This is a genomic window from Pararhizobium sp. O133 (assembly GCF_051669845.1).
Classification (GTDB): domain Bacteria; phylum Pseudomonadota; class Alphaproteobacteria; order Rhizobiales; family Rhizobiaceae; genus Pararhizobium.
The window spans coordinates 649,599-673,418 of record NZ_CP196426.1 but is presented as its reverse complement, the minus strand read 5'-3'; the positions used below and the strand labels follow the sequence as shown (position 1 = coordinate 673,418).

At 60.3% G+C, this 23,820-nt stretch carries 24 protein-coding genes; 6 read left to right on the top strand and 18 right to left on the bottom strand.

The window, feature by feature from the left end:
* Positions 1 to 2 precede the first annotated feature (2 nt).
* Together ACST81_RS03125 and ACST81_RS03120 are read right to left on the bottom strand one after the other, a co-directional pair.
* Positions 3 to 359: a type II toxin-antitoxin system RelE/ParE family toxin gene (locus ACST81_RS03125; protein WP_438751372.1), complete on the bottom strand. Its 357-nt coding sequence runs from the start codon at positions 357 to 359 to the stop codon at positions 3 to 5.
* Positions 360 to 611, bottom strand: a complete 252-nt coding sequence (locus ACST81_RS03120; protein ID WP_438751371.1) for a ribbon-helix-helix domain-containing protein — start codon at positions 609 to 611, stop codon at positions 360 to 362. It abuts the gene before it with no gap.
* On the opposite strand from ACST81_RS03120, the gene ACST81_RS03115 reads away from it, so the two are divergent.
* On the top strand, positions 610 to 834 hold the full coding sequence (locus ACST81_RS03115) for a hypothetical protein (RefSeq protein WP_438751370.1): 225 nt from the start codon (positions 610 to 612) through the stop codon (positions 832 to 834). The genes ACST81_RS03120 and ACST81_RS03115 overlap by 2 nt on opposite strands.
* Positions 835 to 969: 135 nt before the next feature.
* Entirely contained in the window at positions 970 to 2,799 is a 1,830-nt protein-coding gene (typA, locus tag ACST81_RS03110) for a translational GTPase TypA (RefSeq protein WP_438751369.1), read from the top strand.
* A gap of 75 nt (positions 2,800 to 2,874) precedes the next feature.
* Here the strand turns inward: typA and gfa are convergent, their stop codons facing one another.
* From gfa to ACST81_RS03065, 9 genes are all read right to left on the bottom strand, one after another.
* Positions 2,875 to 3,450 carry an S-(hydroxymethyl)glutathione synthase gene (gfa, locus tag ACST81_RS03105; protein ID WP_438751368.1) on the bottom strand — a complete coding sequence of 192 codons (576 nt, stop codon included), beginning with the start codon at positions 3,448 to 3,450 and terminating at the stop codon, positions 2,875 to 2,877.
* A gap of 335 nt (positions 3,451 to 3,785) precedes the next feature.
* Positions 3,786 to 4,355, bottom strand: a complete 570-nt coding sequence (locus tag ACST81_RS03100) for a CarD family transcriptional regulator (RefSeq protein WP_438751366.1) — start codon at positions 4,353 to 4,355, stop codon at positions 3,786 to 3,788.
* A gap of 417 nt (positions 4,356 to 4,772) precedes the next feature.
* Positions 4,773 to 5,111, bottom strand: a complete 339-nt coding sequence (fdxA, locus tag ACST81_RS03095) for a ferredoxin FdxA (RefSeq protein WP_438751365.1) — start codon at positions 5,109 to 5,111, stop codon at positions 4,773 to 4,775.
* 203 nt (positions 5,112 to 5,314) lie between these two features.
* A complete protein-coding gene (locus ACST81_RS03090; protein WP_438751363.1) occupies positions 5,315 to 5,725 on the bottom strand; it encodes an RNA-binding S4 domain-containing protein in 411 nt (136 codons plus the stop codon).
* A 4-nt stretch (positions 5,726 to 5,729) separates the two neighbouring features.
* Entirely contained in the window at positions 5,730 to 8,837 is a 3,108-nt protein-coding gene (locus ACST81_RS03085; protein WP_438753355.1) for a helicase-related protein, read from the bottom strand.
* Between the two features lie 248 nt (positions 8,838 to 9,085).
* Positions 9,086 to 9,427 carry a hypothetical protein gene (locus tag ACST81_RS03080; protein WP_438751361.1) on the bottom strand — a complete coding sequence of 114 codons (342 nt, stop codon included), beginning with the start codon at positions 9,425 to 9,427 and terminating at the stop codon, positions 9,086 to 9,088.
* A gap of 134 nt (positions 9,428 to 9,561) precedes the next feature.
* Positions 9,562 to 13,023 (bottom strand): beta strand repeat-containing protein, encoded by a 3,462-nt coding sequence (locus tag ACST81_RS03075; protein ID WP_438751359.1) that lies wholly within the window; start codon positions 13,021 to 13,023, stop codon positions 9,562 to 9,564.
* 441 nt (positions 13,024 to 13,464) lie between these two features.
* Complete coding sequence (locus ACST81_RS03070; protein WP_438751357.1) at positions 13,465 to 14,190, bottom strand: beta-ketoacyl-ACP reductase; 726 nt, start codon at positions 14,188 to 14,190, stop codon at positions 13,465 to 13,467.
* 143 nt (positions 14,191 to 14,333) lie between these two features.
* Positions 14,334 to 15,515 (bottom strand): acetyl-CoA C-acetyltransferase, encoded by a 1,182-nt coding sequence (locus tag ACST81_RS03065; RefSeq protein WP_438751355.1) that lies wholly within the window; start codon positions 15,513 to 15,515, stop codon positions 14,334 to 14,336.
* Positions 15,516 to 15,742: 227 nt separating this feature from the next.
* Between ACST81_RS03065 and phaR the strand changes: the two genes are divergently transcribed.
* Positions 15,743 to 16,324 carry a polyhydroxyalkanoate synthesis repressor PhaR gene (phaR, locus tag ACST81_RS03060; RefSeq protein WP_438751353.1) on the top strand — a complete coding sequence of 194 codons (582 nt, stop codon included), beginning with the start codon at positions 15,743 to 15,745 and terminating at the stop codon, positions 16,322 to 16,324.
* A 182-nt stretch (positions 16,325 to 16,506) separates the two neighbouring features.
* On the opposite strand, the gene ACST81_RS03055 is transcribed toward phaR, so the two are convergent.
* Positions 16,507 to 16,914, bottom strand: a complete 408-nt coding sequence (locus ACST81_RS03055; protein WP_438751351.1) for a hypothetical protein — start codon at positions 16,912 to 16,914, stop codon at positions 16,507 to 16,509.
* On the opposite strand from ACST81_RS03055, the gene ACST81_RS03050 reads away from it, so the two are divergent.
* Positions 16,901 to 17,116 carry a hypothetical protein gene (locus ACST81_RS03050; RefSeq protein WP_438751349.1) on the top strand — a complete coding sequence of 72 codons (216 nt, stop codon included), beginning with the start codon at positions 16,901 to 16,903 and terminating at the stop codon, positions 17,114 to 17,116. The genes ACST81_RS03055 and ACST81_RS03050 overlap by 14 nt on opposite strands.
* Positions 17,117 to 17,141: 25 nt before the next feature.
* Here the strand turns inward: ACST81_RS03050 and rpmF are convergent, their stop codons facing one another.
* The 3 genes from rpmF to mtgA form a co-directional block, all read right to left on the bottom strand.
* Positions 17,142 to 17,327 carry a 50S ribosomal protein L32 gene (rpmF, locus tag ACST81_RS03045; protein ID WP_060502645.1) on the bottom strand — a complete coding sequence of 62 codons (186 nt, stop codon included), beginning with the start codon at positions 17,325 to 17,327 and terminating at the stop codon, positions 17,142 to 17,144.
* Between the two features lie 158 nt (positions 17,328 to 17,485).
* Entirely contained in the window at positions 17,486 to 18,133 is a 648-nt protein-coding gene (locus ACST81_RS03040; RefSeq protein WP_438751346.1) for a glutathione S-transferase family protein, read from the bottom strand.
* A gap of 79 nt (positions 18,134 to 18,212) precedes the next feature.
* On the bottom strand, positions 18,213 to 18,896 hold the full coding sequence (gene mtgA, locus ACST81_RS03035; protein WP_438751345.1) for a monofunctional biosynthetic peptidoglycan transglycosylase: 684 nt from the start codon (positions 18,894 to 18,896) through the stop codon (positions 18,213 to 18,215).
* 249 nt (positions 18,897 to 19,145) lie between these two features.
* Here mtgA and ACST81_RS03030 point away from each other — a divergent pair, with 249 nt between their 5' ends.
* On the top strand, positions 19,146 to 20,060 hold the full coding sequence (locus tag ACST81_RS03030) for a polyprenyl synthetase family protein (RefSeq protein ID WP_438751344.1): 915 nt from the start codon (positions 19,146 to 19,148) through the stop codon (positions 20,058 to 20,060).
* A gap of 312 nt (positions 20,061 to 20,372) precedes the next feature.
* On the opposite strand, the gene ACST81_RS03025 is transcribed toward ACST81_RS03030, so the two are convergent.
* Positions 20,373 to 20,591: a hypothetical protein gene (locus ACST81_RS03025; RefSeq protein ID WP_438751342.1), complete on the bottom strand. Its 219-nt coding sequence runs from the start codon at positions 20,589 to 20,591 to the stop codon at positions 20,373 to 20,375.
* Here ACST81_RS03025 and ACST81_RS03020 point away from each other — a divergent pair.
* Positions 20,590 to 21,228, top strand: coding sequence for a LysE family translocator (locus tag ACST81_RS03020; RefSeq protein ID WP_438751339.1), 639 nt, complete (start codon positions 20,590 to 20,592; stop codon positions 21,226 to 21,228). The genes ACST81_RS03025 and ACST81_RS03020 overlap by 2 nt on opposite strands.
* A gap of 3 nt (positions 21,229 to 21,231) precedes the next feature.
* Here ACST81_RS03020 and ispG read toward each other — a convergent pair whose 3' ends face one another.
* Together ispG and ACST81_RS03010 are read right to left on the bottom strand one after the other, a co-directional pair.
* Positions 21,232 to 22,485, bottom strand: a complete 1,254-nt coding sequence (ispG, locus tag ACST81_RS03015) for a flavodoxin-dependent (E)-4-hydroxy-3-methylbut-2-enyl-diphosphate synthase (protein WP_438751337.1) — start codon at positions 22,483 to 22,485, stop codon at positions 21,232 to 21,234.
* A 149-nt stretch (positions 22,486 to 22,634) separates the two neighbouring features.
* Entirely contained in the window at positions 22,635 to 23,816 is a 1,182-nt protein-coding gene (locus ACST81_RS03010) for an MFS transporter (RefSeq protein ID WP_438751335.1), read from the bottom strand.
* Positions 23,817 to 23,820 lie beyond the last annotated feature (4 nt).

The following is a 23,820-nucleotide window of genomic DNA, read 5'->3' as shown; positions in this document are numbered from 1 at the left end:
CGCTACTCTTCCCGTAGCGTGTCGTCGATGCTGGTGAGATCCTCGTGCAGCCGCACGGGGATATCCATCCGGTCATGCAGGATGGCCATGACGCCGATCTTGGCGCTCGGAAGCACCCGGAAGAACAGGTAATGCCGTTCATAGCGGCTAAAGAAGGCCTCGGTCTTGAGGCCGGCCGGGATGACGAGGTCGCGCGGCAGCTTGCGCCAGAGACTTCTCGTTTCCGATAATTTCTGCAGATGAGCATGCAGGCCGGTAATATAAGTGACGGCCTGCGCCTCGCCCCATTGTTCCACCGTATCCGTCCAGATACGGTCCTGCACTGCGTCCGCCGGTGGATAGAAGAGATAGCCGCTCATCTATCGGCCTGTATTGCGGCGAATAACGTCCTCGGCGGAAACAGCGACATAATCCGCCTCGTCCGCTCTGAGCGCTGGCTCAAGCTTTCTCTGCAGCCAGTCCCAAGATTCAGTCCGGCCCTGCAGATCGCGGCGGATCAGTGCGCGGATATATTCGCTGGCATTTTCATAGAGGCCATCCTCGCCGATCTGCTGCTGGACATGCGCCTGCAAGGCGCCCGTGACCCGCACGTGAATGCTTTCCGATGCCATGACCGATCTCCAGGAACTACCGGACAGCTTGAGCTTTGTGTACGATATTGTCAATAAATCGCACAAACGCCCATCGCGTCACGGGATCGGTCATCAAACCGTTGGTATCACGGTCAACGATTCGAAGACCGACATCGTTTCCATGCTGATGCGCCTGCGAAGCAGTCCGGCAGATTTCGTGCCAAGTGGCGCTCGACCGTCTCCTGGCGGAAATTCGGTGTGAAGCCACCCATGGATTTACCGTCTCTCAAGACTTTGCGGCCGGCCCCCTTTCGCAAATGCAAAAAAACCTGTATGAGCGCGCCATTGAACATGCGGCGTGCACCGGATACGCCCCGAAACCTCCGAGATTCACAACATGAAAATGCGCAACATCGCGATCATCGCACACGTTGACCATGGGAAAACCACGCTCGTCGACGAACTCCTGAAGCAGTCGGGGTCCTTCCGCGACAACCAGCGCACAGCCGAGCGCATGATGGACAGTAACGATCTCGAAAGAGAGCGCGGCATCACCATCCTGGCCAAGGCCACCTCGATCGACTGGAAGGGCGTCCGCATCAACATCGTCGATACGCCCGGCCACGCCGACTTCGGCGGTGAAGTCGAGCGCATCCTGTCGATGGTGGACGGCGCGATCGTTCTGGTCGATAGCTCCGAAGGCCCGATGCCGCAGACCAAGTTCGTCGTCTCCAAGGCGCTGAAGGTCGGTCTCCGTCCGATCGTCGCGATCAACAAGATCGACCGTCCGGACGGCCGCCACGAAGAAGTCATCAACGAAGTCTTCGACCTCTTCGCCAATCTCGACGCGACCGACGAACAGCTCGACTTCCCGATCCTCTACGGTTCGGGCCGCAACGGCTGGATGAACGTCAATCCGGAAGGTCCGAAGGAAGAAGGCCTCGCGCCGCTCCTCGACCTCGTGCTCAAGCACGTTCCGGAACCGAGCGTCGGCGACGAGGACGGCGCGTTCCGCATGATCGGCACGATCCTTGAAGCCAACCCCTTCCTCGGCCGTATCATCACCGGCCGCATCCATTCCGGTTCGATCAAGCCGAACCAGGCCGTCAAGGTTCTCGGCCAGGACGGCAAGCTGATCGAAAACGGCCGTATCTCGAAGATTCTCGCGTTTCGCGGCATCGAGCGCACGCCGATCGATGAAGCCCATGCAGGCGACATCGTCGCCATTGCCGGCCTGTCCAAGGGCACCGTCGCCGACACGTTCTGCGATCCCTCGGTCACCGAGGCGCTGCACGCCCAGCCGATCGACCCGCCGACCGTCACCATGTCCTTCATCGTCAACGACAGTCCGCTTGCCGGCACCGAAGGCGACAAGGTCACCAGCCGCGTCATCCGTGACCGCCTGTTCAAGGAAGCTGAAGGCAATGTCGCGCTGAAGATCGAAGAAGCAGAAGGCAAGGACTCTTTCTACGTCTCCGGCCGTGGCGAATTGCAGCTGGCCGTTCTGATCGAGACCATGCGTCGCGAAGGCTTCGAGCTTGCCGTATCGCGTCCGCGCGTCGTCATGCACAAGGATGAAGCCACCGGCCAGATGCTGGAGCCGATCGAGGAAGTCGTCATCGACGTCGACGAAGAGCATTCCGGCGTCGTCGTCCAGAAGATGTCGGAACGCAAGGCCGAGATGACCGAGCTGCGTCCGTCCGGCGGCAACCGCGTTCGCCTGAAGTTCCTGGCGCCGACCCGTGGCCTGATTGGCTATCAGTCGGAACTTTTGACCGACACGCGCGGCACGGCGATCATGAACCGTCTGTTCAACGACTACCAGCCCTACAAGGGCGATATCGGTGGCCGCGTTCAGGGCGTTCTGCTCTCCAACGATGCCGGCGAATCGGTGGCCTATGCCATGTTCAACCTGGAAGACCGCGGCCCGATGATCATCGAAGCCGGCGAAAAGGTTTATGCCGGCATGATCATCGGCATCCACACACGCGACAACGATCTCGAAGTCAACGTTCTGAAGGGCAAGAAGCTCACCAACATGCGTGCGTCGGGCAAGGACGAAGCCGTCAAGCTGACCCCGCCGATCCGCATGACGCTCGACCGCGCGCTGTCCTGGATCCAGGACGACGAACTGGTCGAAGTGACGCCAAAGAACATCCGCCTGCGCAAGATGTACCTCGACTCGAACGACCGTAAGCGTTTCGAAAAGTCGCGCGGCGCTGCGTAAGCGGCCGGTTCGCATCAAATACGAGGGCGTAGCGACACCGGTCGCTGCGCCCTTTTTCATTTTGTGGCGCGGTTATCAGGATTTCAGCACGCCGCTTTTTTGGGCCGTCCAGACGGCGATATAGTCCATCAGGGCGTTGTTCAGGCAATCGGATGGGGTAAGCCCCAGTTCCGTCAGCCGCGCCCGGATCGCCGGCATGTCAGCGGGGTTTGTTCCGGCTTCGATGACCGAGGAAACGAAGGCGGCAAAGCCGGGCGGCGACCATCCATCCTGCTCGAACCGTTCCGGATGGATGAAGTCCAAGCCTTGGAACGGGTGTTCGCGCTCCACCGGTCCATACATATGCACGCCGCAGCCCTTGCAGGCATGGCGCTGGATCAGCGCCGCCTTGTCGACTACATAGAGCTTGTCGCCGTTCTCCAGCACGGTGATCTTGTCATGCGGGGCAACGGCGACGACAGACAACGTCGCGCCGGCCGGTTTCCAGCATTTGGTGCAGCCACAGGCATGGTTATGCGCAACATCGCCATCGACCTTGACGCGCACGGGTCTGTCGGCGCATTCGCAAACCAGGACGCCGCCTGTGAAGCTTCCGGAAGCCTTGGGCAAGCCTCGGTCCAGTAACGGATGTAGAGAAACAGTTCCTGCCATGATCTCCTCCCAATGCCGGTTATCGCATCGTCCCCCGTGCCGGCAGATCGCGGCAGGACGCCTCGACGGCCAGCATAGCATGATGGCGGGAAGAGTCTTCCGGCGTTCGCGGACTGTCTCGCCCGCAGGAAGACCAGCTTTATCGATCTTTGTGCGATTACCGATCTTGACGGGATTGGATTTTGACGGGGGTATGCTCCACCAAATGACGGGTGCGCAGTCAGGGCAGGTCGTGCGGACGCTTCCGGTCGGTGCGACGACTTCAGCGATGAAACGAAAAAAGCCCCGTCATTGAACTGACAGGGCTTTTTGAATGCAAACACCGAAACCGGTGCTTACGCAGCTTCTTCCTGAGTATCGTCTTCTTCGACGGCCTTGCCGCGCTTCGGACCCTTGTTCAGGTTGGCCTCGACGAGGCGGACAGCTTCCGTTTCCGACATCTTGTTCACGGCTGCGATTTCGCGCGCCATGCGATCAAGCGCAGCTTCGTAAAGCTGGCGTTCGGAATAGGACTGTTCCGGCTGGTTTTCAGCACGGTAGAGGTCGCGGACGACTTCGGCGATCGAGATCAGGTCACCGGAATTGATCTTGGCATCATATTCCTGCGCACGGCGGGACCACATGGTCCGCTTGACACGCGCCCTGCCCTGGACGACCTTCAATGCACGCTCGACGAAATCGGTTTCGGACAGCTTGCGCATGCCGATGGAGACGGCCTTGGCAACCGGCACCTTGAGGCGCATCTTGTCCTTCTCGAAATCGATCACAAACAGCTCGAGCGACATGCCCGCAACCACCTGCTCTTCGATTGCGACGATTTGTCCAACGCCGTGGGCCGGGTAAACGATCGATTCACCGGTCTTGAATCCATGGCGTGTTGAAGATTTTTTCTGCTGGGTCGTCATTCGTTTCAAAAACTCCCTGTTACGCTCCCGGCGGGGTCGCCGGGGCCGGGTCAGTCAGGCCCGGAATGGACGGGGACACCGTCGGGTGACTCCATGCTGATCCGTTCCAACGGTCGTCAAATCAATCTTCTGCGGGGCGATCACACACATGCAACAGAGGTTGCGTATTTGGGGTCAACCGCGCCGTGGGACTCTTTTGCTTTCGTGATGGTTTTTCGAGCACGCGCAGTGCCGCGATGTGGATCAGTATTCAGACCCTATCATAAAAAACTGCGGAAATCAATAATTTGCTTTACAATGGGGAAGAACCCCAACCAGTCCGTCACGGACATGGTTAAGCCACGATTCTCCCAATTTCGCCATTTTTTGCAGCCGGGATAATCAACCCGTAACCGGCTGCCTCGGAACCCTGCCGCGTCAGTCGCCCTGACCAGGTTTCGGCGAAAAATACTTCTCATACTTGCCTGCGACGCCATCCATTTCCTTGGCTTCCGGCATCTCGTCACGCTTGACGGTGAGATTGGGCCATTGTGTGGCGAATTCGGCGTTGACCTTCAGCCACATGTCCAGGCCCGGCTCGGTATCCGGCTTGATCGCACCCGCAGGACATTCCGGCTCACAGACACCGCAGTCGATGCATTCGTCGGGATGAATGACAAGGAAGTTCTCGCCTTCATAGAAGCAGTCCACCGGGCACACTTCCACGCAATCTGTATATTTGCAGCGTATGCAATTGTCGGTCACGACATACGTCATGAGGTACTCCAGCGATTTCTCACATGTGATGGCAGACAGCAACAAGGCGTTAAGCTCGCTTGTCCGCATCCGTTGAGGATATCAGCCCGCCGACGCCTCTTGCGGCGCAGCAGGACTGCTCATTTACCCCGTGAGGTAAAGGCTTTGACCTGCCTTTGCAAGAATAATCCATGCGTCAAATCGGCAGGTGGCGGGACAGTTTTCTAATCGTCCTGCCAACCCTGAAGCCGGTCCACCTCACGGCGCTCCTTCTTGGTCGGGCGGCCGCTGCCGCGCTCCCGCGTGGCCTGATCGAAGGTGCTGAGCTTCTCTCCCGGCATCATCGGCGGGGTCAGGTCTTCGTAGAGAAGACGGGCCTCCTCATAGGGTCCACGACGGCTGCCGGGCGCCAGCACACGAACAGTCATGTCGCGGCGGTCAGACGAGAAAACCACGACGTCACCGGTTTTTACCGTATGCGAAGGTTGGGTGATCCGGGCGTCATTGACCCTGATATCGCCGGCCTCGATCGCCTTCTGGGCGATCGAGCGGGATTTGCTGAGCCGCGTGAAGAACAGCCATTTGTCGAGACGCTGGCGGAAAACCGGCAGGGACTGGGGCTGTTTTTCGGCCATGGCGTTACTTTTTCATCTGCTCCTTGAGCGCAGCGAGCTTGGCGAAGGGCGAATCCGGATCCAGCGGCTTTTCCTTGCGCGGCGGACGGGCTTCGAACTTGGCCGCCTGCGGCTTTCCGCCGCGGTCGTTGCGATCGGGGCGGTCCTGACGGTCGCCCTTCTCGTGACGCTGACCACCCTGCGGCTTGCCACCATCTCGACCACCGTCACGACCCCGGTTGCGATCCGGCCGGCCACCACCGCCCTTGCGGTTATCGTCGCCGCGCGCTTCACGGCGGCCTTCGCCGTCGCGGCGCTGCTCGCCGCCTTCGCGACGGGCCTCGCCCTGGGGCGCGCGATTCTGACCGCCACGGCGATCGCCTTGCGGACGTCCGCCCTGACGCTGGTTGTCGTTGCGGCTGCCCGGACGCCACAGCAGAACCGGCTTGGCTTCGACCACTTCTGCCGGCTCAGCGACCGGGGCGGATTCAGCGGCAGTTTCAGGGGCTGCAGCCTCGGCAACATCAGCCTCAGCGGTTTCCGCAACAGCAGCCTCAGCAACCGGAACTTGCTCGGCAGCCTGCGCTTCTTCACCGGCTGCATCCGCATCGTCATGGTCAGCGGCTTCCGCCGGTGCATCCGTCGCGACTGCTGCCGGTGCGGCTGCACCCGCCTGCGACGCCAGGAAGGCGGCTGCGTCTTCGGCCTTCACGGCATCAGCGCGGTAGCCGAGACCTTTCAGGATTTCTTCCATGTCATCCGGCGTGGCACCGAGGATTGACAGCATTGCCGTCGTCGCGGTGAAGCGGCGGCCGTCATAGGCGCCGTCCGGACGGTTGGTCGTGCCCGGCTTCCACTGCAGCAACGGACGGATGAGGTCGGCCAGGCGCTCGAGGATATCGATGCGCACGGCGCGCTTGCCGAGGAACCGGAACCCGGCCAGCTTATAGAAGGTCCGCTCGAAGGACGGATCGGTGACCACCGAGGTGCGGCCGGCGGCCAGAACCGGGATGAGGTCGCCGTAACCGGGCTTGTCGAGGCCGTCATTCTTCAGCGCCCAGAGCAGGCTGATGAGTTCGGCCGGCGCCGGCTTCAGAAGTGCCGGCATGAAGATGTGATAGGCGCCGAAGCGGATGCCGTGGCGACGGATCGAGGCGCGCGCCTCCTGGTCCAGCGATTTCACGTCATCGGCCACGTCGCGGCGGAACATGACGCCGAGATTTTCGACGAGCTGGAAGGCCAGACCCTTGGCAAGGCCTTCGAGATCCTCGGCACGCGAAAGATCGTCGAGCGGCTTCAGCACGGTCGAGATGTGATGATTGACGAAGCGCTCGATGCGGGCAAGCACATGCTCGCGGGCATTGCCCTGCAACTGCTCGTCGGCAAGCAACAGCACGCGCGGACGCATGACATGATCGCTGGCGGCAAGACGCGCCACGGGATCGCCAAGCCAACGCACGAGACCGTCCGAAGCTAGGGCGAGATCGGCATTGCCGGCGGCATGCAGCCGGGCGGCACGCGCTTCGAATTCGAGCGCAAGCGCCTTTTGCGCTGCACCCTGCGCCGCACGCGCGTCAAGACCGTCGGTCACTGTCGCCAACGTGAAACGGAAGCCCGCCAATTGTCCCACATGATGACCTTCAACGAAGACATCGCCATTTACACTGATTTCAGCTTCCAACATCGCATTCTCTCTCAGGCGCTTCATGAGCACAGATGTCCTGCGATCAACAAAGCGTTTCGTCAACCTTTCATGTAACGCGTCAGACAATCGATCTTCGATTTCCCGCGTCTTTTCTTGCCAGTGTGTCGGATCGGCAAGCCATCCCGGACGGTTGGACACATAGGTCCATGTCCTGATTTGGGCAATTCTCGCGGACAATGTGTCGATTTCACCGTCCGTATGATCTGCACGTCGAACCTGTTCGGCCATGAAATCTTCGTTCACTGTGCCACGGCGGACGAGATCGGCATAGATGGTCGAAATCAGATCGGCATGTTGCGCCGGCGTTATACGCCGATAGTCTGGAAGAGCACAGGCCTCCCAGAGTTTTTCTACACGCTCCGGTGTGGTCGCGACACTGCTCACTTCCGGATAGCGCGAAAGGTAATCCAGCGCCTGCTGATCAACCGCCGGCAAGGCCCGCGTCAGCCCGTGGACGGTGGGTGCTGCATCAAGGCTTTTCTTCAATGCAGCGATGGACGCAAAGTTCAGCGACTTCGAACGCCATTGCAGGACACGAACCGGATCAAACTGGTGCGATTCGATCCGGTGGACGAGTTCGTTGTCGAAAGGCTCGACCCGCGAGGTGACGCCGAAGGTTCCGTCGCGCAGATGACGGCCGGCACGGCCGGCGATCTGCGCCAGTTCACCCGGGTTCAGGTCGCGGAACTGGTAACCGTCATACTTCCGGTCCTGCGCGAAGGCGACATGATCGACATCGAGGTTCAGGCCCATACCGATGGCGTCGGTCGCCACCAGATATTCGACATCGCCCGCCTGATAGAGCGCGACCTGGGCATTGCGGGTGCGCGGCGAAAGCGCGCCCAGCACGACGGCCGCGCCGCCTCTTTGCCGGCGGATCAGCTCGGCGATCGCATAGACCTCCTCGGCCGAGAAGGCGACGATGGCGGAACGCTGCGGCAGGCGGGTGATCTTCTTGGAGCCGGCATACAGGAGCTGCGACAGGCGCGGCCGCTCGACGACGGTAATGCCGGGCAGCAGTTGTTCGAGGATCGGGCGCATGGTCGATGCGCCGAGGAGAAGCGTCTCCACCCGACCGCGCAGATGCATCAGCCTGTCGGTGAAGATATGGCCGCGCTCCAGGTCTCCGGCCAGTTGCACCTCATCGATCGCGACGAAGGCGGCCTTGGTCTCGCGCGGCATCGCCTCGACGGTGCAGACCGAAAACCGCGCCATGTGCGGCGTGATCTTTTCCTCGCCGGTGATCAGGGCAACATTGTGAGCGCCAACCTTCTCGACAACCCGCGTATAGACTTCACGCGCCAGAAGCCGCAGCGGCAGGCCGATCACACCGGATTCGTGCGCGACCATGCGCTCGATCGCGTAATGCGTCTTGCCGGTATTGGTGGGGCCGAGCACCGCGATCACACCGCGGCCGCTCAAGATCATGGGTTGGTCAGGCACTGTCTCGATCCTGCGCACTTTCAGTCTGCGAAGGCGTTCACGGCGGAAACCGCGTCAACCGGCAGAGCCACACATGCCCATGCGGGGTCACAAACGCAAGGGCAGCCGGCGATGAAACGATAGAAATGGCGTCCGACATTCGCATTTCCAGCCGCCTCGGCCCGAATCGGAACAGCGGTGGAACGAATCAGCGACGAATCGCTGACTCCATTGGATTCAGGATTTGTTCACGGCTAGATGTTGATTTGCGGCGCCAGATTTGCACCACATCCTGAATCGCGTTTTCGCAGAAAGAATCTGCGGCTCTGAAGCCTGCGGTTGCCGTTGAGATTCAGAATCCAAATATATGAAAAATCAGGAAAATCTGACCGGACGACCCTTCGACGTGAAAGGGCGCAGGATCTCATCGAAACGCGCGTACCATAGAAGCTCTGGACTGGTTGCGGGATATGATCCAGCACGAAGATTGGCTCGCGCTCCGACTGGTCGGGTATAACAGGGCGGCGGTCGAAATCCACGAACAGACCCTTTGGGCAGCGAGAAGATGGAAGGCCATGCATAGCCGCCAGTTCCATTCGTCGCTCCGGATGCGCCAGAGGCACCAAAACCAGTTTCACGGACTTTGACAGGCTCGTGAAATACGAATCTTCCCAAAAGACTAACTCCTGATCCGTTTTCGTCACAAGCGATTGAACACAGACATTGGATATTACAGCAAGAAATAACCCTTTGAGAGCGTGAGTGTATCGTCGAAATGGATGGCGAAATCCGCCTTGCCGTCTCCATTCACGTCACCGTAGGCATACGTTCCATCCGTCTTCTGTTCGTAGCGCAGTTCTCCTGCTACCTTGGAGAAGGCCTTGGTTCCGATGAACGAGAAGGCATCGTCGGCCTTCGTTCCAGTCTTCGCGTCGATGGTGCCAAGATCGATCCGGTCGCCGCCTTTGCCGTCGAAGTCGAAGATCGTGTCGCGTCCTGACGCTGAGGTTGTCGAATCCTTCACAGACTTGAAGATGAAGGTATCTTTGCCCGCGCCGCCATAGAGATCGTCAGCACCCGCGCCGCCGTAAAGCGTATCGTTGCCAGCCTCACCCCGGAGCGCGTCGTTACCAGCTCCGCCTTCGAGCGTATCGTTGTCCGTGCCGCCATAGAGCAGATCATTACCAGCCCCACCCTTGAGGATGTCGTTGCCAGTACCGCCCTTGAGCGTATTTGCAGCGGCGTTGCCGGTGATCACATTGGCAAGGCTGTTGCCTGTGCCGTTGATTGCTACCGTTCCCGTCAGGGTCAGGTTCTCGACATTGGCGGCGAGCGTATGGGAAACAGACGCCTTGACCAGATCGGTGCCCTCACCCGCCTTCTCGATCACCTTGTCCTTGGCATTGTCGACGATGTAGGTGTCGTTGCCCTTGCCGCCCGTCAGTGTGTCCGCGCCCGCCTTGCCGTCCAGGATGTTGTTGCCGCTGTTGCCGGTGATCACGTTGGCAAGGCTGTTGCCTGTTCCGTTGATTGCTGCCGTTCCCGTCAGCGTCAGGTTCTCGACATTGGCGGCGAGCGTATGGGAAACAGACGCCTTGACCAGATCGGTGCCCTCACCCGCCTTCTCGATCACCTTGTCCTTGGCATTGTCGACGATGTAGGTGTCGTTGCCCTTGCCGCCCGTCAGCGTGTCGGCCCCTGCCTTGCCATCCAGAATATTGTTGCCGCTGTTGCCCGTGATCACGTTGACAAGGCTGTTGCCTGTTCCGTTGATTGCTACCGTTCCCGTCAGCGTCAGGTTCTCGACATTGGCGGCGAGCGTATGGGAAACAGAGGCCTTGACCAAATCGGTGCCTTCGCCTGCATTCTCGATCACCTTGTCCTTGGCGTTATCCACGACATACGTATCGTTGCCCTTGCCGCCCGTCAGCGTGTCGGCCCCTGCCTTGCCGTCGAGGACATTGGCTGCAGAATTGCCGGTGATCACGTTGGCAAGGCCGTTGCCTGTGCCGTTGATCGCCGCCGTTCCCGTCAGCGTCAGGTTCTCGACATTGGCGGCAAGCGTATGGGAAACAGAGGCCTTGACCAGATCGGTGCCTTCGCCTGCATTCTCGATCACCTTGTCCTTGGCGTTATCCACGACATACGTATCGTTGCCCTTGCCGCCCGTCAGCGTATCCGCGCCCGCCTTGCCATCGAGGATGTTGTTGCCGCTGTTGCCGGTGATCACGTTGGCAAGGCTGTTGCCTGTCCCGTTGCGGTTGGCGGTGCCCGTCAGCGTCAGGTTCTCGACATTAGCGCCGAGCGTGTAGCTGATCGCGGATTTGACGAGGTCGCTGCCCTGCCCATAGACCTCCACCACCGCGTCGCCCGCACTGCTGACGACATAGGTGTCGTTGCCCTTGCCGCCTTCCATCCGGTCGGCTCCGGCACCTCCATCAAGCGTGTCGTTGCCGTCGAGACCGTAGAGCGTGTCGTCGCCGGCTCCACCCTTGAGCACGTTGCTGCCCGCGTTTCCGGTGATGGTATTGGCGAGGTCGTTGCCTGTGCCGTTGATATTGCCGGAACCGAGGAGGGTCAAATGCTCGACCTCGCCCGCTACGACCGATTCGTCGGCAAGGCTGAAGCTGATGGTGCTGCGCACCTCGTCGGTGCCGGAGCCGTCGCTTTCGTCGACCGTGTCGCCCTTGTCCGTGATGAAGTAGGTGTCATTACCCGCCCCACCGATCAGGACGTCATTGCCGTTGCCGCCGAAGAGTTGGTCGTTGCCGCCGTAGCCCTTGATGGTATCGTTGCCCGTCGAGCCGAACAGACGGTCATGGCCACCCCAACTGCCGGTATCCGTCCCTTCGATGATCGATCCAGCGGCCGTCGAATAGACGAAATCGCTCGCCTTCAATTTGGCGACGGTAATGCCTTCGATTTGCCATTCGTGATCAATGCCGCCGAAATAAGCATTGAAGTAGGCGTCATTTGCATTGCCGGATGCCGGCAACATGATCGCCTGCAACTGGTCGAAGCTTGAAATCCCGTAGGCGGACACGTCGATCCTGTCGGTGCCTTGTGCAAAGTCCATGACGGTGTCGTAGGAAACAATGGTAAATACGGTGCCGCTGAACGCGAGCCTCGCCGATGTCGTGAAAGTATCCTTCCCGGCTCCGCCATACAGTGCGTTGTCACCAGCCCCGCCGATCAGGACGTCATTGCCGTTGCCGCCGAAGAGTTGGTCGTTGCCGCCGTAGCCCTTGATGGTATCGTTGCCCGTCGAGCCGAATAGACGGTCATGGCCACCCCAACTGCCGGTATCCGTCCCTTCGATGATCGATCCAGCGGCCGTCGAATAGACGAAATCGCTCGCCTTCAATTTGGCGACGGTAATGCCTTCGATTTGCCATTCGTGATCAATGCCGCCGAAATAAGCATTGAAGTAGGCGTCATTTGCATTGCCGGATGCCGGCAACATGATCGCCTGCAACTGGTCGAAGCTTGAAATCCCGTAGGCGGACACGTCGATCCTGTCGGTGCCTTGTGCAAAGTCCATGACGGTGTCGTAGGAAACAATGGTAAATACGGTGCCGCTGAACGCGAGCCTCGCCGATGTCGTGAAAGTATCCTTCCCGGCTCCGCCATACAGTGCGTTGTCACCAGCCCCGCCGATCAGGACGTCATTGCCGTTGCCGCCGAAGAGTTGGTCGTTGCCGCCGTAGCCCTTGATGGTATCGTTGCCCGTCGAGCCGAATAGACGGTCATGGCCACCCCAACTGCCGGTATCCGTCCCTTCGATGATCGATCCAGCGGCCGTCGAATAGACGAAATCGCTCGCCTTCAATTTGGCGACGGTAATGCCTTCGATTTGCCATTCGTGATCAATGCCGCCGAAATAAGCATTGAAGTAGGCGTCATTTGCATTGCCGGATGCCGGCACCATGATCGCCTGTAACTGGTCGAAGCTTGAAATCCCGTAGGCGGACACGTCGATCCTGTCGGTGCCTTGTGCAAAGTCCATGACGGTGTCGTAGGAAACAATGGTAAATACGGTGCCGCTGAACGCGAGCCTCGCCGATGTCGTGAAAGTATCCTTCCCGGCTCCGCCATACAGTGCGTTGTCACCAGCCCCGCCGATCAGGACGTCATCGCCAGACGTTCCGTTCAAGGTTTCGCTGGACGTAGTCGTGCCTGTAATCGTTGCCATTCATTTGCCCCAAAATGACGTATACCCGTGTTTTGTCTAGGAAAGACCGCCGGAAGTTGCAAGTCAATATTGGAATGTCCGTTAACGTGCCTAGTAATAGTGTGCTTGGTTGAGCGCGGCACATGTGCGACGGTCCTTTTCCGGCCCCATTCCTTCCCCGGAAGGAATGGGGGAAGCTCATGGACAAGACTTCAAGGAAATGGATACCGCAGCGACGAACATGCGCGGATCGGCTGCGGTTCAGCATGAGGAAGAGGCGGAGAATATCTCGCGAGCAAGGCTCGTGTTGAATCTGCGAGATATTGTGTAAAACAATTTATTAACCATTGGAAATGGTGGATTAACTCGGCATTCGTCGCGATCAACGCCACCTGTGTTAATTCCGGCGAACTGCAAAACGGCGCCCGTCAGGACGCCGCCGGCAGAACGTATTCGAAGACGTTAGACGAAGAACTGGCCGCCATTGGCCGAGATCGTCGAACCGGCGATGAAGCCGGCATCGTCGGAGGCCAGGAACACAACGATCCGGGCGATCTCATCGGGTTCGCCGAGACGGCCGACCGGGATCTGCGGGATGATGCGCTCCGTCAGGACCTTTTCCGGGATCGCGCGGACCATCTCGGTGCCGATATAGCCGGGGCAAATCGCGTTGACGGTAATGCCCTTGGCCGCGCCTTCCTGCGCCAACGCCTTGGTGAAGCCGAGATCGCCGGCCTTGGAGGCGGAATAGTTGGCCTGACCCATCTGGCCCTTCTGGCCGTTGATCGAGGAAATATTGATGACGCGGCCGAAATTGCGGTCGCGCATGCCGGTCCAGACCGGATGCGTCATGTTGAACAGGCCGGTGAGGTTGGTGTCGATGACCGAATTCCACTGTTCCGGCGTCATCTTGTGGAACATGGCGTCGCGCGTGATGCCGGCATTGTTGATGAGCACTTCGACCGGCCCGAGATCAGCTTCGACCTTGGCGATACCTTCGGCACAAGCTTTGTAGTCCGACACGTCCCATTTGTAGGTCGGAATACCGGTTTCCTGCGTGAAGGCCTGCGCTTTCTCGTCATTGCCGGCATAGTTCGCCGCGACCTTGTATCCGGCGGCCTTCAAGGCAATGGAAATGGCCGCGCCGATGCCGCGCGACCCACCGGTGACCAATGCTACCCTGCTCATCGTCTCTTCCCCCGTTTCGTTGACGTTTATCTGGCGGTCCCTACGCCGATCAGGATGCAGGGCCCTCTTCTCCCGATTGTTACCGTGAAGACCGCCCCGGCCGTCCTGGCACGGGGCGATCTGAACTGGTGTTCATCTCGTGATCAGAGGCGCTCGACGCACATGGCGACACCCATGCCGCCGCCGATGCACAATGTCGCCAGGCCTTTCGACACGCCACGGCGTTTCATTTCAAATAGCAGCGTGTTGAGTACGCGGGCGCCGGATGCACCGATCGGATGGCCAATCGCGATGGCGCCGCCGTTGACGTTGACGATCGACGTATCCCAGCCGAGATCCTTGTTAACCGCGCAGGCCTGCGCCGCGAAGGCTTCATTGGCTTCGACCAGTTCGACATCGGCAACCGACCAGCCGGCCTTTTCCAGCGCCTTGCGCGATGCCGGGATCGGGCCTGTGCCCATGATCTGCGGATCGACGCCGGCGGTGGCCCAGGACACGATGCGGGCGAGCGGCTGGATGCCGCGACGGCCAGCCTCGGCCTCGCTCATCAGCAGTGTGGCCGCAGCGCCGTCGTTGAGACCGGATGCGTTGCCGGCAGTCACCGTGCCCTCCTTGTCGAAGGCCGGGCGCAGCTTGGTCATCTGGTCAATCGTGGCGCCGTGTCGGATATATTCGTCCTGATCGACGGTGACGTCGCCCTTGCGGCCCTTGACGATGAACGGAATGATCTCGTCGGCGAAGCGGCCGGCCTTCTGCGCGGCCTCGGCCTTGTTCTGGGAGGCCAGCGCGAACTGGTCCTGGTCGTCGCGGGACAGCTGCCATTTCTTCGCGATGTTTTCGGCCGTCGTGCCCATGTGATAGCCGTAGAAGGCATCGGTCAAGCCGTCCTTGATCATGGTGTCGACCATCTTGAAGTCGCCCATCTTCACGCCGCCGCGCAGGTGCGCGCAATGCGGCGCCATCGACATGGATTCCATGCCGCCGGCCACGATGATCTTCGCATCACCGGTGGCGATCTGCTGCATGCCGAGCGCGACCGCGCGCAGGCCCGAGCCGCAGAGCTGGTTCATGCCCCAGGCGGTTGCTTCCTGCGGAATGCCGGCCTTCATCGCCGCCTGACGGGCCGGGTTCTGCCCCTCGCCGGCGGAAAGAACCTGCCCGAGGATGACCTCATCCACTTCGCCGGCCTCGACGCCCGCACGCTCCAGCACGCCCTTGATGACGGCGGCGCCGAGTTCATGCGCGGGTGTTGTGGCAAAAGAACCGTTGAACGAACCAACTGCGGTGCGGCCCGCGCTGGCGATGACGATGGAGGGGGTGCTCATCCGATATTTCCTCGTTCTTTTCTTCGCAATTGCTGAAGACTGGCAAAGGTCATCGCGCAAGTCAAACGCGATCATGTGACGGTTCGTATCGTCTGGCTATCACAATCTGGACGAGGGTGAAATTTCGCACCTGCGTCGCCGCATTGCACAAAGAGATTGTCAGAACCGATTTTTTACGGATACTCTGAAAAACACAATAAAGACGGGAGCATGGGGAGGAGACCCAGATGGCTAAACACGACGGTCAGATCGTAATCAAGAAATACGCCAACCGACGGCTCTACAATACCGGAACAAGCACATACGTCACGCTCGACGATCTCGCGGTCATGGTAAAAAAGGGAGAGGAATTCACCGTTCAGGACGCGAAATCGGGCGAGGACATCACCCATTCAGTGCTGACGCAGATCATTTTCGAGCAGGAATCCAAGACCGGCAACACGCTGCTGCCGATCCCCTTCCTGCGCCAGTTGATCTCGTTCTACGGCGACCAGATGCAGATGGTGGTGCCGAGCTATCTCGAACATTCGATGCAGGCCTTCACCGACCAGCAGGTGACGATGCGCGAGCAGATCAACAAGGCGTTCGGCGACACGCCGCTCGGCAAGAACCTCTCCGTACCGCTGCAACTGGTGGAAGAGCAGGTCAAGCGCAACACCGACCTGTTCCACCAGGCCATGCAGATGTTCTCCCCCTTCATGGCCGCCACCCCGGCCGCCAAGGAACCGCGCAAGGCGGAAGCCAAGGACATCGACGAACTCAAGGAACAGCTGCGCGCGCTACAGACGAAGCTGGAAAACCTGGGGTAAGACGCAGTCCCTAAACCGGGAACTCCCTCTTCTCCCCAGCGGGGAGAAGTGCCGAACGTAGTGAGGCGATGAGGGGGCGGCGGCAAAGCCGACGCGCGCGGCCTATCTCAAAGGTGGCCTTCGGCCCCCCTCATCCGGCGCTATGCGCCACCTTCTCCCCGCCGGGGAGAAGAGAAAAACGCTCAAAGCCCGATCGACACATCCCGTCCGGCCGTGCGCATCGACACGGAGAAGCCGGCGATGACGTCGATGAAGCAGATCGTCATCAGGATGAAGAAGACGTGGTTCGCGGCGTTGGCGACCAGCAAAAACTCCATCAGGAAGACGATAAACAGCACCATCGACAGGAGATGATCCAATAGCGCCTTGGAACTGACGCGGGTGGCTTTGAGAATCTCAACGAACAGCAGAAGAAGCGCGATGACGATCACCAGGTCGCCGACGCTCATCGTCCAGACGGCGCCGGACAGCATGGTCATCGACAGGATGACGTCTTCGAAAACCGCAACGCCGCCGCTTCCGAGAACGCCCACCATTCCCAGATTGTAGAGAATGAACGGCAGGATCAACAATGGAATGGCGGCGATCATCGGCAAGGGCTCCCGGTTGGCGTGCCGGCCGTGGCCGACATCGATCGATCTTTGCTTACAGCATGGTTCCGGTCAAGAAAATGACCGTCGGATCGAGATAGGGCAGCGCTGGCGCAAGACGATCGGAAAATGCCCGATGGCGGCTCTTGTTGACCAGCCACCGACAGACAACGAAAAGGGCCGGCAAAAGCCAGCCCTTTAAAATTCATACCTGACGGCAGCGCTGATTAAGCGGAAGCCTTCGGGGTCAGAACCTGGCGACCGCGGTACATGCCGGTCTTCAGGTCGATGTGGTGCGGGCGACGCAGTTCGCCGGAGTTCTTGTCTTCGACATAGGTCGGCGTCTTCAGCGCGTCAGCGGAGCGGCGCATACCGCGCTTGGACGGGCTCGTTTTTCTTTTCGGTACAGCCATTTCATACTCCACTTATCGGGCAAAACTCTGTTTCGCGGCCAGACCGTTGGCCGGGACAAACAGATGTCAATCTCGGAATTTGCCGGGCTTATACATGCCTCACAGGCGTTTGACCAGTCCCTGCCGGCATTTTTTCGAGTCGGTGATCGGCAGAAGCTTCAGGCCTCGTCTTCCGCCACGACCCAGGTCTCCTTCAACGCCGCTTCCTGCCATTTCTGGAAGGCCGGATGGGTCTTGACCGCGTCCATATATTCCAGCGAGACCGGATTGCGCGTGAGGTCATAGACCTCGAAGCGATTGACCACCGGCGCGAACATGGCGTCGGCAGCGGTAAACCGGCCGAACAGGAACGGCCCGCCGGATCGGGCGACCGCCTCGCGCCAGATCGTTTCGATCCGCTCGACATTAGCCCTCACGCCATCAGGCACATCAATCGCCCGTTTTTCCCGGCGCATGTTCATCGGGCAGGCGTTGCGCAACGCCTGGAAGCCGGAGAGCATTTCCATGGAATAACTGCGCGCCACGGCCCGCTCCACCGGATCCTGCGGCCATAAACCTGCCTCGGGAAACAGTTCGGCGGCATATTCGATGATCGCCAGCGATTCCCAGACACGGGTCTCGCCGTCATGCAGGACGGGAACGCGGCCGGTCGGGGATATATCCCTGAATTTCGGATTGCCATTTTCAAAATCGAAGGGAATGACGACATCCTCAAAGGGAACGCCACAGGCTTCCAAGGCGAGCCACGGCCTTAGCGACCACGACGAATAGTTCTTGTTGCCGACATAGAGCGTGAGTTTTGTCATCGGTCTTCCCCATCCTTCACGAAACGAGGCCCTGCTATAGATGACACCGGTCTTTCATCGCCAATGAAAAGACCTGATCTCAATCATAAAGGCATTTGATATATTCACCAGACCGGCCGGCGCGGCGTTCGATCAGCGATGCCAGGCGCTTCAGGCCACGACCCGGCTTGCCGGCATTGCGCTCGAACGGATTGGGCAGGGAGACCGCGAGAAGAGCAGCCTGACGACGCGTCAGCTTGGCAGCGGAAACGCCGAAATGATGCTGGGCGGCCGCTTCCGCGCCATAAATGCCCGGTCCCCATTCGGCGACGTTGAGATAGAGCTCCATCATCCGCCGCTTGCTCCAGACGAAATCCGCGGCCAGCGCCAGCGGCAGTTCCATCGCCTTGCGCAGGAAGGAGCGGCCGTTCCAGAGGAACAGGTTCTTGACCGTCTGCATCGGGATGGTCGAGGCGCCGCGTGTCGATTCCCCTTCGAGCGCATCATTGACGACGCCGCGCATCTGCACCCAGTCGACCCCGCCATGAATGCAGAACTGGCCGTCTTCCGACACCATCACCGACTGGACCAGATTGGGCGAAATATTGTCGAAGGAGACCCATTGCCGGTCATAGCCGCGCAACAGCACGAGATCGCGCAGCATCAGCGTCGATATCGGGTGAATGAAGCTCGGCATGTACAGGATGACCAGCACGTAGGGCAGGAGGACGAGACCGACCAGCAACAGGATGAGCTTGCGCCAGCGCCGCCGGAGCGTCTGCATCCAGCTCCGCGAACGGCTACTCCGCGAGCCGGTCATTGGCACGTCGTCCTCCTCACGCGTTTCCGGTACGATGTCCAATCTTTGAAGCGCCCGCCTGAATGATCCCAGACTTCTCTTAGAGCAAGAGCGGCCGGAATTGAACGCCTTTTCGCAAATTGTACCCGTTCGCGGCGTTGAAGGCGGGCGAACGCCATCCCGGAAGCAAAATACAATTGCCAGGACGCGCGCTGTCATGCCAAAGAGCGCGGCATGAGCGATCATTCCACATCCTTCGAAGCCCGCCTGAAGGCCCGCGCTACAGCCGTGGAAACCTGTCTTTCCGGCATTCTTGGCGAGACGATTCAAGCCGACGAGATTGCTCGCCCCGCTCCTCTGCTGGCCGCCATGCGCCATGGCCTGCTGAACGGCGGAAAGCGGTTGCGCCCGTTCCTCGTCATCGAAAGCACGGCGCTTTTAGGTGGTGATCCCGAGGCAGCGCTCAGGATCGCGGCGGCGCTGGAATGCGTTCACAGCTATTCACTGGTGCACGACGACCTGCCCGCCATGGACGACGACGATCTCAGGCGCGGCCAGCCGACCGTGCATGTCGCCCATGGCGAGGCGAATGCAATCCTCGCCGGCGACAGCCTTTTGACGCTTGCCTTCGACATCATCGCCGCACCCGAAACCAACCTGCCCGACCGGCAGAAGACCGAACTGGTGCTGGCGCTGGCGCGTGCTTCCGGCATCGGCGGCATGGCCGGCGGCCAGGCGCTGGATCTGGCGGCGGAGGGCTGCGTGCTGGACGAGGCCGGGATCACGACCCTGCAGGCAATGAAGACCGGTGCGCTGATCCGCTTTGCCTGCGAAGCCGGCGCCATCATTTCCGCCGGCAGCGCCGATGACCGCCGCCTGATGCGCCAATACGGCGAAACCATCGGCCTCGCCTTCCAGCTCGCCGACGACCTGCTCGACCTGACGGCGGACGCGGAAACCATGGGCAAGGCAACCGGCAAGGACGCTGCCCGTGGCAAGGGCACGCTGATTTCTCTGCGGGGGCAGGATTGGGCGGAAAACCGGCTGGTGGCCCTGGTGGCTGATGCTGCGGGGCTGCTGAGGTCGTTCGGTACGCGTGCAAGCATTCTCAACGAGACAGCTCGCTTCATAGCCAACCGCGATCATTGAACAAAATCCAACAGAAGGATGGTAGAATTGGTAAACAGCTTAAAGAGAAAATATCGCTACGGGAACAAGTAAGTCTGTCGGCTTTTAAGGAAATGCAGTTGTAGTTCGACTGCATCGCTCAAATGCTACGGTGGCTGCATCTCGGCCATCGCTGAGCGTCGGGTATGAGCCGATTTCTTGGAAGTAAGCTATGCCTCTTTTCACGCATTCAGCGACAGTATCTTCCGCAGATACTTGGGATGTCATCATCGCGGTGATGAATATCGACAGAGCCGCCCCTTCAAATCGCATAACCCCCCAGAGTTGAAGTATTTATTTACCACAACTCATCATGTCATATTGCTGAGAAACCACAAGATTGCTCGAACGAAATGCAATCAGCGATGATTGAAAAATCATGGAAGAGGTTGACGAACCCGCAAGCGCTCTTTCCCGGAAAAATGTCACCGCAACAAGAATATGCATTCTCTTTTCACGAGCCCTGAGCAAGATCACGCTTGTAGCACATGTCACGCCCCGGAGATCCTGCATGTCCACCCTCCTGCCCTACCTGCCGCAGCTACTGGTCGCCTGGGGTGCCTACATCATCGCCACCGCCTCGCCCGGGCCGGCGATCGCGGCGATCATTTCCACGTCTATCAGCCGGGGCCGCGCCGGTGGGCTGGCGCTGGCGGCCGGCGTGCTGACGGGATCCTATACCTGGGCGATGCTGGCGGCCGCCGGGCTTTCGGCGCTGATCCGCAGCTATGGCAATGCGCTGTTCGTGTTGAAGATCGCCGGCGGGCTGTATCTGCTCTGGCTGGCCTTCAAGGCCTTGAAAGCGGCGATGCGCAAGGAGACGGAAGGTACCGTCGCGCTCGACAGGCAGCCGCCTTCGCTGCGCCGCCTCTATCTCAAGGGCCTCGGCATCCACCTGACCAACCCGAAGGCGATCTTTTCCTGGCTGACGCTGGTTTCGCTGGGCACGCCGCAGGATGCGCCGCATGTCATGCCCATCCTGATCGGCGGCTGCATGCTGCTCGGTATCATCATCTTCTTAGGCTTCGCGCTGCTGTTTTCGATCGAGCCGATCCACCGCGGCTATAAACGCGCGCGGCGCGGCATCGAGGCAGCCATGGCCGGCTTCTTCGCCTTTGCCGGCTTCAAGCTGCTGACGGCGCGGCTTTAGCCGTTACTCGGCCGCCGCCTGTCCCCGGCCGAAGCGCTTTTCGATATAGTCACCCACCAGCGCCTCGAAATCGCCGGCAATATTGGTGCCGCGGATCGTCAGCGCCTTCTTGCCGTCGATATAGACGGGGGCGGCCGGAAGCTCGCCGGTGCCGGGCAGTGAAATGCCGATATCGGCATGTTTGCTTTCGCCGGGACCATTGACGATGCAGCCCATGACGGCGACCTTCAGCCCTTCGACGCCCGGATATTTCTGCCGCCAGATCGGCATGTTGCGGCGGATGTCGCCCTCGATCTTCTGCGCCAGTTCCTGGAACACCGTCGAGGTGGTGCGACCGCAGCCGGGACAGGCGGCGACGACCGGAATGAACTGGCGGAAACCCATGACCTGCAAGAGTTCCTGCGCCACCTGCACTTCGCGTGTGCGGTCGCCGCCAGGCTCCGGCGTCAGTGAGATGCGGATCGTGTCGCCGATGCCCTGCTGCATCAGGATGCCGAGCGACGCGGCCGAGGAGACGATGCCCTTCGAGCCCATGCCCGCCTCGGTGAGGCCAAGATGCAGCGCGTGGTTGGAGCGCGTCGACAGCATGGAATAGCAGGCGATCAGATCCTGCACGTTCGACACCTTGGCCGACAGGATGATGCGGTTGCGCGGCAGGCCGATTTCCTCGGCGAGTTCCGCCGAAATCAGCGCCGACTGGACGATGGTTTCGCGCATCACTTGGCTGGCCGTCAGCGGAAAGCCCCGGGCCTGGTTGTCGTCCATCAGTTTGGTCAGCAGTTCCTGGTCGAGCGAGCCCCAGTTGACGCCGATGCGCACCGGCTTGTCGAACTGGATGGCGCGCTCGATGATCTCGGCGAACTGCTTGTCCTTCTTCGCCTTGAAGCCGACATTACCGGGATTGATGCGGTATTTCGCCAGTGCCTCTGCGCAAGCGGGATGATCGGCAAGCAGCTTGTGGCCGATATAATGGAAATCGCCGATCAGCGGCACGTCGAGGCCGAGACGTTCCAGTCGCTCGCGAATTTTCGGCACGGCGGCGGCACTTTCGTCGCGATCGACGGTGATGCGCACCAGTTCGGAACCGGCCCGGTGGAGCGCGGCGACCTGCGCGACCGTGGCATCGATATCGGCGGTATCGGTATTGGTCATCGACTGGACGACAACCGGCGCCGATCCCCCGACGATCACGCCGCCGACGTCGACGGCGACGGACGCCCGGCGCGGCTGCGGTTCGTAATCGAAGGACGAAGACATGGGCGCCTCTTGGAAGTGGTGCGGCAACTGGCTTTCAGGTGGATGACGAAAGCCAAGATGTCAACGGCAAGATCATTTCTTGACGGCGAATTGATGGCCCGCAACCGCCGGGGCAAGCGGCCGGGCCGTCCTGACGGCCCGGCCTGCGATCAATGTCCGCCCCTATGATCGGCATGGACGGCATGATGCGAGAGGATCAGCACGACGATGAACAGGATCGGGATGCAGGCGAAGATGATCGCAAAGCCGGTATGCTCGCCGATGAAACCGATCAGGGACGGCGCAAACAGCATGCCGGAATAACCCATGGTGGTCGCAACCGAAAGACCAATGCCGGGAGCCAGACCCGGCATATTCCCGGCCGCTGAAAACGCGATCGGCACCATGTTGGAAATGCCGATGCCGGCAAGCGCGAAGCCGAGGATCGCCAGCGGCGCAGTCGGCGCCAGTCCCGAGAGCACGAGGCCGACCAGCGCCGTCACGGTGCAGACCCGCAACGTCTTGACGGCCCCGAACCGGTCGCGGACGTGATCGCCGGCAAAGCGCATGATCGCCATGGTCGCCGAGAAGGCGGCAAAGCCGAAGCCGGACAGCGCGACGGATGCGCCGAGCTCGTTGCGAAGGTAAAGCGCGCCCCAATCCAGCACGGAACCTTCCGGCACCATCGAGAACAGGGCAACGAGACCGATCAGCCACGGCAGTGGCGTCAGCGGCAGGCGCAGTTTCTGCTTTGCCGTATCGGGATGTGGTTGATCGTGCAGCATCATCGGCCAAGCGATGGCAACCAGCGAAAAGCAGACGATGGTGGCGAAGATCGCGTGCGGCAGAACGCCGAAATTCGCCATAAGCAGGCCGCCGGCCGCCGAGCCGAGCAGTCCACCCAGGCTCCAATAGGCGTGACAGGAGGACATGATCGCCCGCCGCATGGTCTTTTCGACCTCGACGGCATTGGCATTCATCGCCACGTCCATCGCCCCGACGAAGCCGCCGAGAATGAACATGGCGACGACGGCCACCCAGACATTGGGCACCAGCGTCAGAAGCAGGAGCAGCGGCGACAGGGCGACGGCCGTGACCTTGACCACTTTCTGCGATCCGAGCCTGGCGATGAAGCCGCCGGCAATCGGCATCAGCACCAGCGAGCCGATGCCGAAGCAAAGGATCAGCAGGCCGAGCACGCTTTCGCCGATCCCGAGCTTTTCCTTGAATTCGGGAATCTTGGGCGCCCAGCTGCCCGTGACGAAGCCGTTCATCAGGAACATGAGGGAAACCGCCAGGCGGGTTTTCGGCATGTAACCCGATCGGAGTGCCGGTGACGTCAGTTGATCCATAGTT